The sequence below is a fragment of the Flavobacterium sp. UBA7682 genome (genome assembly GCF_002482945.1).
In the GTDB taxonomy this organism is placed as follows: Bacteria; Bacteroidota; Bacteroidia; order Flavobacteriales; family Flavobacteriaceae; genus Flavobacterium.
In genome coordinates, this window is sequence record NZ_DLGY01000035.1 from 25,485 (window position 1) to 43,117 (window position 17,633).

A 17,633-nucleotide genomic window follows, 5' to 3' on the forward strand; every position below is an offset into this window, starting at 1 on the left:
CGTTCAGAAAACGAGACTTTTTTTATTTATTTAATCGAACTAATAATATCGTGTTTGGTGATAATGTGGTGTTTCCCATTTCCTAAATCGACTAAGACCGCTTGATTGTCTTTATTGATTAGTTTGGAAATTTCCTCGATTGGTGCATTCGCATTTACGATTGGATAAGGTTTTCCCATAATCTCTTTGATTGGCTTTTCAGCTATGTTTTTATCTTCGACATAGCTTCTGAACAAATCGGTTTCGTCTATACTTCCTACGAATCCTGTTGTGTCGATAACCGGAATTTGAGAGATGTTGTATTTTTTTAAACGCTCAATAGCATGTGAAACTAATTCTTCGGTACGCACAATTACCAATGGTTTGTCCTTATGGTCTTTAATCACATCTTCCGCTTTGGTGATTTCTTCTTCTAAGAAACCTCTTTCACGCATCCAATCATCGTTGAACATTTTACCAACATAACGACTTCCGCTATCGTGGAACAACACAACCACTACATCGTCTTTAGTGAAATGTTCTTTTAATTGGTGCAAACCTTTCACACAAGACCCGGCTGAATTCCCGACAAAAATTCCTTCTTCTAAAGCAATTTTTCTGGTGTACACGGCTGCGTCTTTATCGGTAACTTTAGTAAAACCATCTATAATTGAGAAATCAACATTTTTAGGTAAAATATCTTCACCAATGCCTTCTGTGATATAAGAATAGATTTCGTTTTCGTCAAAGATTCCGGTTTCATGATACTTTTTAAATACAGAACCGTAAGTATCGATTCCCCAAACTTTGATATTTGGATTTTTCTCTTTTAGATATTTTCCAATACCTGAAATCGTTCCGCCTGTTCCAACACCAACTACGAAATGCGTTATTTTTCCATCGGTTTGCTCCCAAATTTCAGGTCCGGTTTGCTCGTAATGGGCTTGTGCATTGCTTGGATTATCGTATTGATTGACATACCATGAATTTGGAATTTCAGTTCCTAATCTTTTAGAAACCGAATAATAGGAGCGCGGATCAGTTGGTTCAACATCGGTTGGGCAAACAATTACTTTGGCGCCAACAGCACGCAAGATGTCCATTTTTTCTTTGGATTGTTTGTCGGTGATTACAAAAATACATTTGTAACCTTTTACGATGGCCGCTAAGGCCAAACCCATTCCGGTGTTTCCCGAAGTACCTTCAATAATAGTTCCACCCGGTTTTAATCGGCCGTCGGCTTCTGCGTCTTCTACCATTTTGAGTGCCATTCTGTCTTTGGTAGAATTGCCCGGATTAAAGGTTTCTACTTTGGCTAAAACCAAAGCATCGATACCTTCTACAACTTTGTTCAATTTTACTAAAGGCGTGTTGCCGATAGTTCCTAATATGTTTTCTGCGTATGTCATTATGAAGTTTGCTCTATATTTTTTTTGAGTTTGTAAAGGTATCGAATATAATATTGTTTACAAAAATTCGAATAATTTATCCTTTAACCCTGACTGGAGAAGTTACCGTGTAACTCGGAAGGCAGGAATTGCCATAGCTGATAAAGCCCGAACGTTTTGTTTCTAAAAATAAAAAACGAATGACCACTGAACATTCTCCTCTTAATCTCAAACTACTGGAAGAAATTCCACACCAATCCGAAGCGAATCATGAAATCGCGATACGGATAATTGGATGCGGTATAGAAATCATTACCGGTCATTCTGGAATTGAAATGTTCCGCTTTTAGAAAAATTCGGGTTTGGCGAATTCTGGCGTTAACAAAGAAATCGATCATTGGAAAATCGCCTATTTCTCTTTGATTCTGAACAAATGCTTCGGCGGTTACCGGATTATAATCGTTGGCGTAGTATTTTGTAAAATAGTTGAATGTAAAGCCGGATTGGAGATACAATGCTTTTTTGAAGAAATAATCGGTAAAGTAAAGCGAGTTTCTGGTGACGATTTTCGGCACATTGAGAATATCGTCTTCTTGGTCTACTTGTTGGTAAAGGATAGTGTTATCTAAAGCCAATTTCCACCATTTGAATTCGCGACTGACTTTTACCGACAGGTAATTGATGGTTTTATTGTATTGTTTTGGCGAAATCAATTGTTGTTGCGGATCGGTGGAATCATCGCTGAAATACAAGTGATCATTCATAGAACTCACTTGTAATGAAGCTTCGAACCATTGGGTTTTGGCGGTTGCTTCCAAGTTGTTAATCTTTTCGTTTTTGAAATTGTTGTACCAATTGTAGTTTATGAAACTGCTTTGGTATAAGTTATACGTATGGTCGGGAATTTTGTTCAGCATTTGGTATTGGAACAAAAACTCATTTTTATCGTTGAGTTTGTACCTCAATTGGGCATCAAAATTGGACAGCGATTGATTTGAAATGGAATTGGAGTATTGAAAAGTCCCGTTCCATTTATTTTTACGGTATTGGTATTGTCCGCCAACGGTATTAATTTCGTCATTAATGGAACTTGGCACAACTCCGGAAGGCAAAATCAGAATTCTGTTATAATAGTAATTGTACCTGAAATCTTCGGCGAAGAATTGGAATTTTCCGAGTAGTGAATTTTCATAAATTGCTCCGACTTTGTTGTACATTCGGTTATAACGCGTTTGGTCATTGACTCCTGAAGACACGAATGAGTCTCCAAATCGGTATACCTGTTCTTCAGTTTCTCCTACTGTAGAAATTACTGTTTGCTGATTGTATTCGAAGAATTTATTTTCGTAATTGAATTGGTGGGTTAAATAAAGATTATTGTTTCCTGCTTTCGGATTGATTCTGAAGTTGTGGTCGAGGAAAAACCTTTTCCCTTTCATAAAAGTTTTGGCGTCTCTGAGATATACTTCTAATCGAGCTCTGTTTTGAAAAGCAGCGTCTTCACCTTCAAAATCCTCCAAAGTTGTAATTCCTCCGTTTTCACCATTTAGAAAATCCTGTCCGGTAAAATGGAAGTTTAGGTAATATCTTTTGTTTAAAGTATTATAGCTTGACGTGAATCGGAAGTTTCCGGTGCTTGACAATTGATTGATATATTTTCCAAGGGAACGCAAGCCTTTGAACGCAACCGACATGTTAAATCGTTCGGATGTATTCACGGTAATAAAAGCATCAACAGATTGTCCTTGTTGCATTACGGTCTTGAAATACAACTCGGTTATCGGTGTGGCAACTGAATAATACTTTATATCGTCCGGTTTCATGTAATTGAAGTGTTTTCCGGAGAAACCTATTTCGGGAAAAGAAGAAAACCTTTTATAACCATAATCTAAAACTGTGTAAGTTTGTCCTTCATTGGCGAACGGCAGCAAACCGAAGATGTCTTTTCTTAGATAATTGTATTCGTATTCTTTTTTGATGGTCAATGAGGTATCAACATAGGTTGTATCTCTTTGCAAAGTGATAATTCTATATTGGTCAAAAGTGGCTTTCGGTGTTTCGTTTTGAACTCCTTCTTTAGCATTGCCTTCTTTGGGCGTTCCGTTTGTTCTCGTTTGAGAAAAACCGACATAAGAAGTCAATAAAAAGATAGCGATAATTAAGTTTCTCATTCGAATAAATTTCAAGGCAAAAATACACAAAACAATTTGTAATAAAATCATAAAAAAACCATCCCTTTTTATGGAGATGGTTTAAAATATTTTGGGAGAAAAATTATTTCTTGATAAACTTCTTCGTTACAGAATTTCTATCTGATTGGAAAGTTATAAAATAGACTCCTGAAGAAAGGTTTGAAACATTTATAGCACTTGAATCCACTACGCTATCATTTCTAAATAATTCCTTTCCTGAGATGTCATGAATATTGATTGAGGTAATTTCAATATTATTCTTTATGTTGTAATTTAATATGTCATTAGTTGGATTTGGATAAACAAAAATGTTATCCTCCAAATTGTAGTCTCTGGTATTCAAACTTAATCCATCTACTCCATTGGCAATGAGAGAAAAATCTTGTTGACCACCTAATAATGTGCCTTTGTGAGTAACTTGAATCGTATAAACTCCCGGTTCCGCTCCAAACAACTGCACTTTTTCAATATTATCGACATCATTATCTGAATCATTTGTAGCACCTGCGGCCGGGTCAGACGGATCTAATTTCCATGGGTAGTAAGTAATCCCATCTTTAAAGATTTTTAAATCTAGATTATTTTTTAATCTTGGGGTTCTGTTATCATTATCACCTGAAGCATTAGAATTCCCAGTAGGATCAGTCCAGCAGATAGTCGCTGAAATGTCTTGTGTTGAAGTAATTGAAATTTGCTTTGTAAATACTTGCGCATTCAAAAGTGTGTTTTGCTCTAGCAAAGTTGTAACATCTTTACCTGATATAATTTCGGCACCTAACTCAGCATTACCTAAACCCCAACCATATTCATAATCCGGGCCAAGATTTAATCCGGCTTCTTTTGCAGAATGACATACTAAACCTCTAACGGTAGCAGCTTTCATAAATTCGCCGTTCAAATCATTATAATGTTGTTGCAATAACATAATCATCCCCGTAATTGCCGGTGTAGCCATCGAAGTACCTTGATAAGAACTGTATGAAGAATTTGATGGTCCTGTACAAGAACTTACTGCTACTCCTTTTGCTGCAATGTCCGGTTTAATTCTACCATCGTCTGTAGGTCCAAAATTGCTAAAACTTGACATGATTACACTGGATTCATCCAAGTAATTAGGAACCCCATTTACTGCAGCTACAACAATACTGTTTTTAGAAACACTAGCACCGGTTAGCATATCATAACCACCCTTAACCCCAAGTTGAGGAATAGTGTTATCATTTCTATCATTACCAGCCGCAATAACCATTTGATAATAGGGGAAAGCATTGGAAGCATCATCGATTTCTATTGATGATATATCATAAGAACCAAATCTCCAATTAGGAAAATTGGTTACAATATACCCATAAGAGTGATTAGAAACTATATTACCATTTTCTGCAAATGTTATCATTTCTGGATAATCTCCAGCAAAACTGTAGGTCACTGCAATACCGTCATAGGCAATACCTTTTCTAGTTGGACTAACTCCTGTAGCTAGAATAGTTCCTGCTACATGCGTAGCGTGATCACTATTAGTAGGGTTTTCATCTCCGAAAATTATTTTGCCTCCTGTTAGTTCTTGATGAGAATCTTTAATTCTTCCTCCATCCCAAATTCCGCAAACCATTCCTGCTCCCGTTAAACTCAAACCTAAGCTTCCACCAGGATACAATTTATCAGCTGCTAAAGTAATAGCAGAGCCTTGATTATTTACAGTGTAAAACAACGGGAAACCATTGTCAAATTTTTGCAATAAATTGGTTTCACTTTCTACATAAGGATGATTCTTTTTATACTGTTCAATAAGCAACTGCTGTGAACGATAATAAGCTTCTGTTTTATTTTTTAAAAGAGCGATTTTTTCTTGGTCATATCGGGCAATAATTTTGTTTCTGTCTGAAACAGTTTGTGAAAAACCAGAGATAGAAACTAGTAATAATAATAAATATTTCATTTAGTTTAGTCGTTTAATTATATCGCAAATATAAAAATATAATTTAAAAAAAAAGCTACCCTCAATGGGTAGCTTTTATAAATTACTGAATTTTGATATTAGTAACCAGGATTTTGAGTTGCTAAAATAGCAGCGTTTGGATTTGTTTCATCCGTTGGTATTGGTAAAGCAAATCTGTAATCTGATACCGGTAATGAACAAGCACCATTTACTGCACAATCTAATGGATCTCTAAGAATTCCTTCATTAGCCAAAGCACCTAAACGTTTTAAATCAATAAAACGGTAACCTTCTGCTAAAAACTCAAGTCTTCTTTCTTTCAACACGTCTTTATAGCCCTCAGTTGCATTAGCGTAAACCGGCAATGGTTGAAGTCTGTTAGTACGCGCATCTCTAACTGCTTTAACAGCAGCAGCAGCACCAGGTAAATCGCCTGTAGCAATTAAAGCCTCTGCTTTAATTAAATACATTTCAGACAATCTACAGATTTTGATATCATTAACTAATAATCCATTTGTAGTAGTACCAGGATATTTTCTAAAAGTGATTTTATCTGTATTTCTAAAATCAGTACTCGTTTGGTAATTGTAATCGATAATTGATGTAGGGTGAACATTTGTAGTGTAACGAATATCACCATAATTTGCTTTTACAGCAACTGCAAGACCAGTACCGTTAGCACCCGCAAAATTAGCAGCTACAGGAGTAGCAACCGTTGGATCAACAGTCAATGTTATATTATCACCAACTACAGTTCTAACATAATAAACTTTACCTCCTAACAATGAATTCGCAGGAGATGTTGTAGTACCGTTAGCCGAAGTAGCGTTAGCCGGTCTGCTTACAGTTGAAACAAACATGTCTCCAACTGCTAAAGTATTACCAGGAATAGTCAATGTAGTACCAGCAATAGCAGTAATTTGCAAATCAGTTGCAGATGTCAAATTAGTAGTATTCAAAACATTAAACAATGACCTACCCATTTCAAAGAAAGGAGAACCATTTAAAGTAGTATTAACACTAGCCCAAATAGCACCCGTTCTTGTTTGACCTGTTTGCTTTTTCAATTTGAAAATAACCTCAACATTCGCAGGATTAGAATCTGTAAGGAAAACAGATGGATAATTAGCAAAAGATGCCAAAGACAATCCTGAAGTATTGATTACTTGATCAGCAAAAGTGATAGCATTAGCATAATCACCTCTCATATTGTTTACTCTAGCTTTTAAAGCAATAGTAAAGTTTTTGTTAGCAAAAATGGAATTAGGCGTACCTGTAACTCCAGCATATAATGCTTCAGCTGCTGCTAAATCGGCATCAATTAAATCATAAACCGCTCCGTTTGTAGCTCTAACTCCAAGATATGAAGCCGGAAACACATCATCAGCTAAAATTGGACCCAATGCATTTCTATCTTTTGGATTAGTAGAGAAATAAGTAATCAATTGCATATGGCAATGAGCTCTCAAAGTGTAAGCTTCAGCTTTTAATCTATCAACAACCATTTGATCGGCAGCATCTACCGGCACAAAGTTGTCAGCAAATTTAATAACCCTGTTAACACGTGACAAACAAACGTAATTTGTTGTCCAAATATCATTTGGTGAAACCGAAGCTGAATTCAGAAAGAAATCATAGTTATCACCTAAACCTTGTCCTCCATTGGCATAACCAATACTTGCCTCATCAGTAAAAATAGAATTAAATTCTATTTCACCGGTAGGTTCTAAAAGTATATATGCTGCATTCATCAACTTAGCTAAATCCTCACTGGATTGAACAGCAACTTCTTCTGTAAGCGCTCCGGGTGCAAATTGCTCAATTAAACTTTCGTCACATGAAGTAACAAGCAAACCGGCACCCAAAATAAAAAAACTTAAATATTTTTTCATATCTTTTATTATTATTTATTTATTAAAATTTAAGATCTACACCAAAACTAAAAATCCTTGGTGTTGGATATTGAGCTTGATCATTACCTCTATTACTTTCCGCATCTAAACCTTCCCATTTGGTCCAAGTGTATAAGTTTTCTCCTTGAACATAGAAACTTAAACCTGTAATAAATGTTTTATCAAGGAATTTCTTAGGCACTCTATAACCTACTTGAAGGTATCTTAATCTAACATAGGAAGCATCCTTCAAAAATCTGTCTGAATTAGCCTCAGCACCATAATTAGTAGCATTTAACGAAGGGACATTAGTGTCTGTATTGGTAGGCGTCCATGCATTTAATAAATCATCTGACACTACAAATTGCCCTAAGGATCCCGGATCGTATAATCCTTGTAAATCGTAATCAAAACGATAAACATCTTGAACAAAAGTGAAGTTAGTAGAAGCAAAGAAACCTTTATAGTCTAAATCAAACCCAAATCCACCTTGGTAAATCGGTGTAGATGTTTTTCCTGTAGCTCTACTGTCATCAGCAATACTTGGTGTTTCAGTTAAAGTCCCGTCAGCCGCTTCGAATAACAAGTTACCATTATCAGGATTTACACCTGCATAAGGATAAAGGTAGAATTCATAAGGTTGCAAACCATTTCTATTAATAGTAAGTCCTAGATTCTGTTCTCCCCCTTGTGCTTCAGGTATACCATTTACAGTAGTATTGTTTTTGGAAACATTCCCTCTTACTGTAAACTTAAAGTTTTCATTACGCACCACATCATATGCTAAAGACAATTCAAAACCTTTATTAGTTAATTCAATATCAGAATTTCTGTTAATCAGCGTTTGACCAGTAATTGGAGATATAGGTTCAGTATTAAGCAAATCTACAGTTAATCTATTGTAATAATCTAAAGTACCTCTTACCCTGTTTTTGAAAAATTCAAAATCTATACCAACATTCCATTGCGTAGTAGTTTCCCATCGTAAATCATCAACACCTAAAGTTACTGCATAACTTGCGGCACCATTGTATTGACCCGGAACAGTAGCACTATTAGCATAAGTATCTCTAGTTAGCGGTGGTTGTAAACTTGTCCATTCAGTACCCGCTTGGATTCGTTCATTTCCAGTTGTACCATAAGAGGCTCTTAACTTTAAAACTTGAAACCCACTGTTTTCCATGAATTTTTCTTTGTTGATATTCCATCTACCTGCTACAGACCAAAAAGTACCCCAGTAATAGTCTTCTGCAAATCTATTGGTACCATCATATCTTACTGTACCAACTACTCCTAAACGGTCATTAAAGTCATAATCTAAAACCCCAAAATAAGAAAGCAAAGCATATTTTATTTTAGAAGCATTTCCAGTTGGCCCATAAAAATCATGAGCCGTAATGTCGGCTAAATAACCGGCACCTGTACCCGGAACAAAGGTTCTTGGGTCAAGACCTCTTTGGTTTTGGAAGTCAGTATTTACTTGAGAACCATAGTATTCCGCATTACCCAAAGCCGTTACAGTGTGTTTTTCAGCAAATGTTTTTTTCCACTCTACTTGCCATAATTGGTTGAAACGGAACTCTCTTCTGAAGGCAATACTTTCTGTACCCCCAAATTCTTGTCCCGGATTTAAAAACAAAAACGAGTTAAAAGAAATTGGATGTTGCCACTGAACGATTCTAGTTTCAATATTTTCAAAAGAAGTTCTAGATCTTGCTGTTACATTTTTGAATAGATTATAACCTAAATCAACGCCGGCACTCATCCTAACCTCATCAGTATCATTAGAGAAAGTATTAGCTTTGTCAATCAAAAACAAAGGCGTATACAATAAAGTACCATCAGTATTGTACAAATCAAAAACCTGTTGAGAACTAACATATTCATCAGGACTAATATATGGCGCACCCAAAGTAGCGCCTAACACATAGTTTTGATTGATACTTCCCGTACCTAAGCTAACTGCTTGTTGGCTTTTAGAAAAACCTAAACTCGTATTAAGAGAATAAGTAAATTTATCATTATTTGATTTTCCTGATAAATTATTTCTTAGAGTAAAACGCTTTAAACCTGTATTCTGCAAAATCCCTTCTTGATCTAAATAACTTACAGAAGTGTAAGAATTTAAATTTTTTCCCGAAGTTTCAATACTCAATTGGTGATCTGTTGATTTTGCTTGACTGAAGAAGTAGTTAACCCAATCAGTATTAATACCATAGGCAGCAATCTCATCATCTGTTAATGAATTACCTCTACCTACACCGTATCTCTTTTCTAAAGTCAATAATTCTCTAGAATCCGCAAATGAATATTTCGCTTTTTGCAATTCAGTATACCCTGTAGTAGAAGAGTATCTAAAACTTGTCTTAGCATCACCAGTTCCTCCACGTTTCGTTTTAACAATAATTACACCACCAGAACCTCTATTACCATAAATAGCAGTAGCCGCAGCATCTTTCAACACTGTAACAGATTCAATATCCGTAGGATTGATTGATCTAAAGTTAATTGCATTGGTAGGTATCCCATCAATTACATACAACGGATCTGTATTACCAGTTAACGAACCAGCACCACGGATAACTACCGAACTTGCCGCACCCGGTTGACCAGTCCCTGAAGTAATATTCAAACCGGCTACTTGCCCTTGTAATGTTTGGATAAAGGACGCATTTGGACGGTTTTCAATAGTTTTAGCGTTAACCGTAGTTTGTGCCACTACTGTTGTCCCTTTAGTAGTATTTCTATATCCTTCTACTACTACTTCATCCAATTTAATACCGTCAGTTAATGTAACGACATAATTATTGGCCGCACCTACAGTTACACTAGAATTGTTGTAACCTGTAAATGAAATTACTAAAACCTCTCCGGCTTTAGCAGTGATGCTGAATTTACCATCAAAATCTGCTTGCGCAGAACGAGTAGTACCTTTAACAACAACATTTGCCCCAGGAAGTGGTCCAGTTTTATCTGAAACAACTCCGGTTACAGTTTTCTCTTGTGCAAACGAAAACTGCATTGATAACGCTAGTAAAAGCGTAAAAATCCATTTGAACTTCGATCTCATATTAATTTTATTTGAGTTAGTTATTCCGCAAACTTCTTAATTTTTTCTTAAATAAACAAATATTACTTCGGAATAATACAATTTATTTGTGTTAAAAAATTCGCGATTAAGTTGATGCCAACAACTCAACACTTAATTGACGCGCATTATTGCAAATGGTTGCGTAAGTTTTTATATTTTTATCAAAATTAATTTTTATGTTAAAATTAAGATTCTCATCTCTCACTCAAGAATGCGGAACCGATGAAGCCGGAAGAGGATGTTTGGCGGGACCTGTGACCGCTGCCGCTATAATTTTACCTGAAGATTTTAAATTGGATTTGCTCAATGACTCCAAACAACTTTCAGAAAAAACAAGAGAGCTATTAAAGCCCATAATTGAAGCCCAAGCCATCAGCTATAGCGTTACCCATCTTGATCATACAGTTGTTGATGAAATCAATATTTTGAATGCCTCTATTAAAGCCATGCAAGAGTCTATTCTTAAACTAAATCCTCTACCTAATTATATAATAGTAGACGGAAACCGCTTTAAACCTGTAAATGAGATTCCATTTACCACTATTGTTAAAGGAGACAGCAAATACCTCAGTATAGCAGCCGCCTCTGTTTTAGCAAAAACCTACAGAGACGAATACATGAATAAAATTCACGAAGAATTCCCAATGTACAATTGGAAAAAAAACAAAGGCTATCCCACAATAGAACATAGAGAGGCGATAAGAAAATATGGCGTCAGTAAATACCATCGAAAGTCTTTTCGATTATTGCCGGAACAGTTAAAATTAGAATTTTAGATTTCTTAGATTTTTAGACAAAAACAGAATCAAAAAGGATTGCAAAATGTTTAACAATTTTTTCCTTTATTTCTGTTTCATCGATTTCTCGCCCCAATTCTACATGAAGTGACGTTACTGCCTTGCCTTTGATACCACACGGAATGATATTGTCAAAGTAGCCTAAATTGGCATTGACATTTAAAGCAAAACCATGCATCGTTACCCAACGACTGGCACGAACGCCCATAGCACAAATTTTTCGGGCAAATGGCGTACCGACAGCTAACCAAACTCCGGTTTCACCTTCGCTTCTTGTACCGATTATACCATACTCGGCTAAAGTCAAAATAATAACCTCTTCTAAAAAACGCAAATACTTATGAATATCTGTGAAAAAGTTTTCTAAATCCAAGATTGGATAACCTACAATTTGTCCGGGACCATGATAAGTGATATCGCCACCGCGATTGATTTTATAAAAAGTAGCGCCTTTAGCTTCCAATTGTTTTTCGGAAAGCAACAAATTAGAAATATCACCGCTTTTTCCTAAAGTGTAAACATGCGGATGTTCTACAAAAAGGAAATAATTAGGTGTTATCAAATCAGGATTATTCCTTTTTTGTATTTTGATATCGACAATTTCTTTAAAAAGTTTTTCTTGGTAATCCCAAGTTTCTTTATAGTCTTTGTTGCCTAAATCTTGGAGCTTGATTATGTTGTTCATTATTATTCGAATTCCACGTCAAAGTTTAATTTCTTTGGACTGTCCATATAATCTTTTAACGGATACTCTATCGTAATTGTTTTTCTGTCTTCACTATACAAAGCGTTTTCAACGGAAACTTTCTTTACTGCTTTTGGAAATTGGTATACTACCTTGTAGTTTGATTGTTCAAAAAACATGTTTAACGATTCTTTTAATTTCAATTCTTCAGAAAGCGCAGCACTTTCTTCACTAATTTCACCGGTCGGTTCTTCTTCTTTTTTATTCTCTTTTTCGGAAACTATCTTTTTGAACATTTTACCATCATAAAAAAATTGGGTAGCAGAATTATCTTCCAAAGCACTTGGCGCCATGCCCATTCCTCCGGCTTGACCTGTCGGAGATAATGTTTTCATTGATTCTACCGGAGACATCATATCTTGTAATTCGGCAACCGAATTAAAATCGGTAAACATAGAATAGTTCATGATTCCTTTTTCTTCATTCATAACCATATGAACAGTGAATCTTTCCATTTTTTTGATTTTCGCTTGTTCTTCAGGAGATAGCTTGGCAATACTGTCTTGTTTATCGGCAAACATTTCTTTGAAGGTAAAAGTGCTGTCAATATCTTTACTTGGTTTGTCTTTTTTCTTCTTGCTTTTTTTACTTGGCTTTTCATCCCCTTTAAAAGCGCTTCCCATCATCGACATCATTTTGGCGCCGTCGATATCATAAGCAAATTTTCCGCCACCATTTTCGTTAACGATTAATTTTTCGGTAATGGTACAACTGCTGAAATTAAAGAGAATGGTCAGTACTAAAAGTAATTTTATAATTTTCATGGTTTGGATTTTAAAATTTTCCCCAAAGATACAAATGATTTACCAATTAGCCCCGATTGCAGTGGAAATCAACTTTGCCAAAGTTTTGAGCTTTGACAAAGTTATTGTAACGAAAAGCGGGAAAAAGGCTAACCGATAAAGCCCGAACTATTCGCTCCAAATATTTAAAATCATTTTCAAATTTTCAAATTGTCACATTTTCAAATTATACCTATCTTTGCACGCTTAAATACAATACGATATGCAACTTTCGGAACAAGAAATCATTAGAAGAGAGAAACTAAACACTTTACGCGAATTAGGAATTAACCCTTATCCTGCGGATTTATTCCCAGTGGATCATACTTCCAAACAGGTTAAGGAAAACTTCGAAGAAGGAAAGAAGGTTGTGTTGGCCGGTCGAATGATGAGCGACAGAGATATGGGAAAAGCTTCGTTTGTAGAATTACAAGATAGCGAAGGCAGAATTCAGTTGTATTTTAACCGTGATGTGCTATGTCCGGGCGAAGACAAAACTTTATATACTCAGGTTTTTAGGAAACTGACCGACTTAGGGGATTTTATAGGAATTGAAGGCGAAATGTTTTTAACCAAAGTAGGTGAAAAATCAGTTCGTGTAGACAAATTCACTTTCTTAAGTAAAACTTTACGTCCGTTACCGTTACCCAAAAAAGACGAAGACGGAAATGTACATGATGCTTTTAACGATGCCGAATTGCGATACCGAATGCGCTATGTAGATTTAGTCGTAAATCCACAAGTGAAAGAAGTGTTCATTAAAAGAACCAAATTGTTCACAGCGATGCGTAACTTTTTCAACGCTGCCGGTTATATGGAAGTAGAAACTCCGGTATTGCAATCCATCGCCGGTGGTGCTGCGGCGCGTCCGTTTATTACGCACCACAACAGTTTGGACATTCCTTTGTATATGAGAATTGCCAACGAATTGTATTTAAAAAGATTAATCGTAGGCGGTTTTGACGGTGTGTATGAATTCTCGAAAAACTTCAGAAATGAAGGCATGGACAGAACGCACAATCCTGAATTTACCGCGATGGAAATTTATGTTTCTTATAAAGATTACAACTGGATGATGGAATTTGCCGAAAACTTATTGGAATATTGTGCCAATGAAGTAAACGGAACGACAGAATCGGTTTTTGGAGAACACAAAGTAAATTTCAAAGCGCCTTATGCTCGTGTAACGATGACCGATGCTATCAAACAATTTACCGGCTTTGATATTTCGGGCAAAAGCGAAGCAGAGATTTTTGCGGCAGCTCGCGGAATGAATATCGAAGTGGATGAAACGATGGGCAAAGGCAAATTGATCGATGAGATTTTTGGCGCCAAATGTGAAGGCAACTTTATCCAACCGACCTTTATTACTGATTATCCAAAAGAAATGTCTCCGCTTTGTAAAGAACACCGAGACAATCCTGAATTGACAGAGCGTTTTGAATTAATGGTTTGCGGAAAAGAAATAGCCAACGCTTATTCAGAATTAAACGACCCGATTGACCAAAGAGCGCGTTTTGAAGCCCAATTGCAATTGGCAGAACGTGGCGATGATGAAGCAACACAATTCATAGACAACGACTTTTTAAGAGCTTTAGAGTATGGAATGCCACCAACATCCGGAATGGGAATTGGAATGGACCGATTGATTATGTTCTTAACCAATAATGCTTCGATTCAAGAAGTATTGTTCTTCCCGCAAATGCGTCCGGAGAAAAAGCAATTGGATTTAACCGAAGATGAGAAAGTAATCATTGGTTTATTGAAAACAGAAAACAACCAAGCTTTAGGACTATTAAAAGAACAATCTCAATTGAGTGGCAAAAAATGGGATGCTGCGATTAAAGGTTTAGCTAAGCATGGCTTAACGAAAGTAGTTGTTGACGGCGATAACAAAACGGTGGTTTTGAACTAATATTAAAGGAACTCAATTGAGTTCCTTTTTTTATAAAGTTTTGTTAACGTTTAAACCTTTTGAAATTGCCGGCGTCCTAACTGCATAATCTTAAAAAATAGAAAAAATGAAATCAACGATTCACGAACACCAAAAAAACAATTTTACAATGGTGAGTAAAAATGTTTTTTTAGCCCTATTATTGTTTGTTGGCATAACTGCAATGGCACAAGAAAAAAAAGAAAGAAGACCTGAAAGAGAAAAATTAACTACAGAACAAAAAGTTGATTTGCAGGTCAAAAAAATGTCCCAAGATTTGAGTCTTAATGACAAACAAGTAAAAGAAGTTCGCGCTATTGTAACTAAGCAAGTAGAAAAAAGGGAAGAAAAAAGAGCTGAAATGGAAGCCAAAAAAGCAGAGATGAAAATAAAAAAGGCTGAAATGAAGGCTAAAATGACAGAGGAACAAGCAGCTTTAACTACTGAAATGAAAAAAGTACTGACTCCTGAACAATTCGCTAAATGGGAAAAAATTCGCGAAGAGAAAAAAGCCACTGTTAAAGAAAAAATGAAGGAAAGAAGAGGGAAAAAGGACTCCAAAGAACTTCCTAAGGATTAATTAAGAAAATAAATTTTGTGTTTCCATTAAAATAAATTAGTTTTGGTATTGATATTCAACTAAAAATTTATACCAATGAAAAAATTAATTGCTGCTTTAACAATCATGTTAGCATTCACTATCAATGCAAATGCACAAGATAAAAAGAGTGCTACCGCTGCTGAAAAAGCAAAAAGCGAATCCATAAACAAACAATTCACATCTGTTGAAAAAGCAAAAAAAGAAGCTACAGAGTTAACGCTATTATTAGGTTTAAGCGACACTCAAAACGCTGATTTCTATAGACTTTTTGAACAAAAGCACAGAACTTTGGAGAGCAACTTAACTCCAGAAAGAAAAGCTGAATTGGCTAGAGTGATAGAGGCTAAAATCAGAGCTTCATTGGACGAAAACCAAATGGGAAAATTAGAAAAAAATCCTGAATTACTTCAAAAATTAATTAACTAAGGTTAATATATGATACAAAAAAGCCCTTTTCGATGAAAAGGGCTTTTTTTATTTTATAATTTTTGGGCAACTTTATTGATTGCATTAATCGTAAAATCTAAATCTTCATAAGTCAACGCATCAGTAATAAACCAGGTTTCATATGCCGATGGCGCAATATAAACTCCTTCGTTCAACAACCCGTGAAAGAATTTCTTAAAGGTTTCATTATCGCCATTTTTAGCCGTTTGAAAATCGACAACCGGATTCGCATCAAAATGAACTGAAATCATCGATCCTACTCTGTTAATGGTAAACACAATATTATTATCACTCAAAACTTTGTGAATACCTTTGTGCAAATAAGCGGTTTTTTCTTCCAGTCTTTTAAAAATATCGACATCGTTATTTAAAGCTTCCAACATAGCCAAACCGGCAGCCATCGCCAACGGATTTCCTGACAAAGTCCCGGCTTGATAAACCGGTCCAAGCGGCGCTAAATAATCCATGATTTCATGGCGTGCTGCAAAAGCACCAACCGGCAAACCACCGCCAATAACTTTTCCAAAACAAGCAATATCGGCAGTTACACCATATAATTCCTGCGCGCCACCTTTAGCCAAGCGAAAACCAGTCATGACTTCATCAAAAATCAGCAATGCGCCATTGGCATCACAAACTTCACGAAGTGATTGTAAAAACCCATTTTTTGGAGGTACACAACCCATATTTCCGGCAACCGGTTCGATGATAATAGCAGCGATTTCATTTTTATTGGCTTCGAATAATGCTTTTACATTTTCTAAATCATTGTAGTTCGCCAATAAGGTATCTTTGGCTGTTCCTTGCGTAACTCCCGGACTGTTTGGTACGCCAAATGTACTTAATCCGCTTCCTGCTGCTATCAAAAAAGAATCCGAATGACCGTGATAACAACCTGAAAATTTGATAATTTTATCTCTTTTTGTAAATCCTCTGGCGAGACGAATTGCGCTCATACAAGCTTCGGTTCCTGAATTTACAAAACGAATTTTGTCAATATTCGGCACCATAGCAATGGCTAACTGAGCGATTTTGGTTTCTAATTCGGTAGGCATTCCGAAGGAAGTTCCTTTTTTAGCTTTTTCAACAACGGCATCCACTACAGGTTGGAAAGCATGCCCTAAAATCATTGGCCCCCAAGAATTGATATAGTCAATCAATCGGTTATCATCTTCATCATACAAGTAAGCGCCTTTGGCACTTTTGGCAAAAATAGGCGTTCCGCCTACTCCTTTAAATGCTCTTACAGGTGAATTCACACCACCTGGAATCACTTTTTCAGCTTCAGCAAACAACTGACTGCTTCTTTGATAAATCATATCTTAAATGGGGTTTTTATTTGGAATTTACTTAACGATAATAGTTTGCCCAAGAGACAATGAATTATCGTTCATATTGTTTTTTCTTTTTAATTCTTCAATCGAAATATTGAACTTTTTAGATAATGAATATAAGGTATCACCTTTGACCACAGTGTATCTTTCAACTTCTTCAGCATACACTATTTCTTTTTTGGCAACAGCCATAGAAACATAGTCTTTGCCTAAAACTTCAGCATCATATTTAGCCAACTGATAACGCTCAATCAAACCAATCAATTTTTCAGGATATTTAGGATCCGTAGCATAACCGGCAGCTTTTAAACCTCTCGCCCAAGCCGCATAATCATTTTTACCCAGTTGGAATAAGGAAGCATAACGCGGACGACTGGTTAAAAAATAAGAATGATCACGGAATGAACCACTTGGATCATCATATTTTCTAAAACACTCATTTTCTTCATCATCAGTATATCTTATACTTGGTCCGGTCCATTCTTTATGGCATTTGATTCCAAAATGATTATT

At 35.9% G+C, this 17,633-nt stretch carries 13 protein-coding genes; 4 read left to right on the plus strand and 9 right to left on the minus strand.

Translation table 11 applies throughout. The features are described from left to right. Positions 1–26: 26 nt before the first annotated feature. From B3C16_RS09950 to B3C16_RS09970, 5 genes are all read right to left on the minus strand, one after another. Entirely contained in the window at positions 27–1,388 is a 1,362-nt protein-coding gene (locus B3C16_RS09950) for a pyridoxal-phosphate dependent enzyme (protein ID WP_121311686.1), read from the minus strand. A gap of 212 nt (positions 1,389–1,600) precedes the next feature. Next, complete coding sequence (locus B3C16_RS09955; protein WP_291131301.1) at positions 1,601–3,538, minus strand: putative porin; 1,938 nt, start codon at positions 3,536–3,538, stop codon at positions 1,601–1,603. A gap of 103 nt (positions 3,539–3,641) precedes the next feature. Next, on the minus strand, positions 3,642–5,498 hold the full coding sequence (locus B3C16_RS09960) for a S8 family serine peptidase (RefSeq protein WP_291131303.1): 1,857 nt from the start codon (positions 5,496–5,498) through the stop codon (positions 3,642–3,644). A 98-nt stretch (positions 5,499–5,596) separates the two neighbouring features. Next, the gene (locus B3C16_RS09965) at positions 5,597–7,390 is read right to left on the minus strand and encodes a RagB/SusD family nutrient uptake outer membrane protein (RefSeq protein ID WP_121311688.1); all 1,794 of its coding nucleotides are present in this window, start codon (positions 7,388–7,390) and stop codon (positions 5,597–5,599) included. A 22-nt stretch (positions 7,391–7,412) separates the two neighbouring features. Then, positions 7,413–10,460: a SusC/RagA family TonB-linked outer membrane protein gene (locus B3C16_RS09970; RefSeq protein WP_121311689.1), complete on the minus strand. Its 3,048-nt coding sequence runs from the start codon at positions 10,458–10,460 to the stop codon at positions 7,413–7,415. Positions 10,461–10,657: 197 nt separating this feature from the next. Between B3C16_RS09970 and B3C16_RS09975 the strand changes: the two genes are divergently transcribed. Next, a complete protein-coding gene (locus B3C16_RS09975; RefSeq protein ID WP_291131306.1) occupies positions 10,658–11,257 on the plus strand; it encodes a ribonuclease HII in 600 nt (199 codons plus the stop codon). A 13-nt stretch (positions 11,258–11,270) separates the two neighbouring features. Here the strand turns inward: B3C16_RS09975 and lipB are convergent, their stop codons facing one another. Continuing rightward, a complete protein-coding gene (gene lipB / locus B3C16_RS09980; protein WP_291131308.1) occupies positions 11,271–11,963 on the minus strand; it encodes a lipoyl(octanoyl) transferase LipB in 693 nt (230 codons plus the stop codon). Positions 11,964–11,965: 2 nt separating this feature from the next. Then, on the minus strand, positions 11,966–12,787 hold the full coding sequence (locus B3C16_RS09985) for a hypothetical protein (protein WP_291131310.1): 822 nt from the start codon (positions 12,785–12,787) through the stop codon (positions 11,966–11,968). 241 nt (positions 12,788–13,028) lie between these two features. Between B3C16_RS09985 and lysS the strand changes: the two genes are divergently transcribed. The 3 genes from lysS (at position 13,029) to B3C16_RS10000 (ending at position 15,765) form a co-directional block, all read left to right on the plus strand. After that, a complete protein-coding gene (gene lysS / locus B3C16_RS09990; protein ID WP_291131312.1) occupies positions 13,029–14,720 on the plus strand; it encodes a lysine--tRNA ligase in 1,692 nt (563 codons plus the stop codon). Positions 14,721–14,826: 106 nt separating this feature from the next. Continuing rightward, complete coding sequence (locus B3C16_RS09995; RefSeq protein WP_291131314.1) at positions 14,827–15,318, plus strand: hypothetical protein; 492 nt, start codon at positions 14,827–14,829, stop codon at positions 15,316–15,318. 75 nt (positions 15,319–15,393) lie between these two features. Then, complete coding sequence (locus tag B3C16_RS10000; RefSeq protein WP_121311695.1) at positions 15,394–15,765, plus strand: hypothetical protein; 372 nt, start codon at positions 15,394–15,396, stop codon at positions 15,763–15,765. Between the two features lie 53 nt (positions 15,766–15,818). On the opposite strand, the gene hemL is transcribed toward B3C16_RS10000, so the two are convergent. Next, a complete protein-coding gene (gene hemL / locus B3C16_RS10005; RefSeq protein WP_291131317.1) occupies positions 15,819–17,105 on the minus strand; it encodes a glutamate-1-semialdehyde 2,1-aminomutase in 1,287 nt (428 codons plus the stop codon). Positions 17,106–17,132: 27 nt separating this feature from the next. Then, positions 17,133–17,633: glucosaminidase domain-containing protein (locus tag B3C16_RS10010; RefSeq protein ID WP_291131319.1), on the minus strand; the 501-nt coding region annotated here is incomplete at its 5' end.

What these genes read in the sequence shown, in the direction of transcription:
- B3C16_RS09950 (WP_121311686.1), bottom strand. Translation starts at nt 1,388, where the DNA reads ATGACATACGCAGAAAACATATTAGGAACTATCGGCAACACGCCTTTA.
- B3C16_RS09955 (WP_291131301.1), bottom strand. Translation starts at nt 3,538, where the DNA reads ATGAGAAACTTAATTATCGCTATCTTTTTATTGACTTCTTATGTCGGT.
- B3C16_RS09960 (WP_291131303.1), bottom strand. Translation starts at nt 5,498, where the DNA reads ATGAAATATTTATTATTATTACTAGTTTCTATCTCTGGTTTTTCACAA.
- B3C16_RS09965 (WP_121311688.1), bottom strand. Translation starts at nt 7,390, where the DNA reads ATGAAAAAATATTTAAGTTTTTTTATTTTGGGTGCCGGTTTGCTTGTT.
- B3C16_RS09970 (WP_121311689.1), bottom strand. Translation starts at nt 10,460, where the DNA reads ATGAGATCGAAGTTCAAATGGATTTTTACGCTTTTACTAGCGTTATCA.
- B3C16_RS09975 (WP_291131306.1), top strand. Translation starts at nt 10,658, where the DNA reads ATGTTAAAATTAAGATTCTCATCTCTCACTCAAGAATGCGGAACCGAT.
- lipB (WP_291131308.1), bottom strand. Translation starts at nt 11,963, where the DNA reads ATGAACAACATAATCAAGCTCCAAGATTTAGGCAACAAAGACTATAAA.
- B3C16_RS09985 (WP_291131310.1), bottom strand. Translation starts at nt 12,787, where the DNA reads ATGAAAATTATAAAATTACTTTTAGTACTGACCATTCTCTTTAATTTC.
- lysS (WP_291131312.1), top strand. Translation starts at nt 13,029, where the DNA reads ATGCAACTTTCGGAACAAGAAATCATTAGAAGAGAGAAACTAAACACT.
- B3C16_RS09995 (WP_291131314.1), top strand. Translation starts at nt 14,827, where the DNA reads ATGAAATCAACGATTCACGAACACCAAAAAAACAATTTTACAATGGTG.
- B3C16_RS10000 (WP_121311695.1), top strand. Translation starts at nt 15,394, where the DNA reads ATGAAAAAATTAATTGCTGCTTTAACAATCATGTTAGCATTCACTATC.
- hemL (WP_291131317.1), bottom strand. Translation starts at nt 17,105, where the DNA reads ATGATTTATCAAAGAAGCAGTCAGTTGTTTGCTGAAGCTGAAAAAGTG.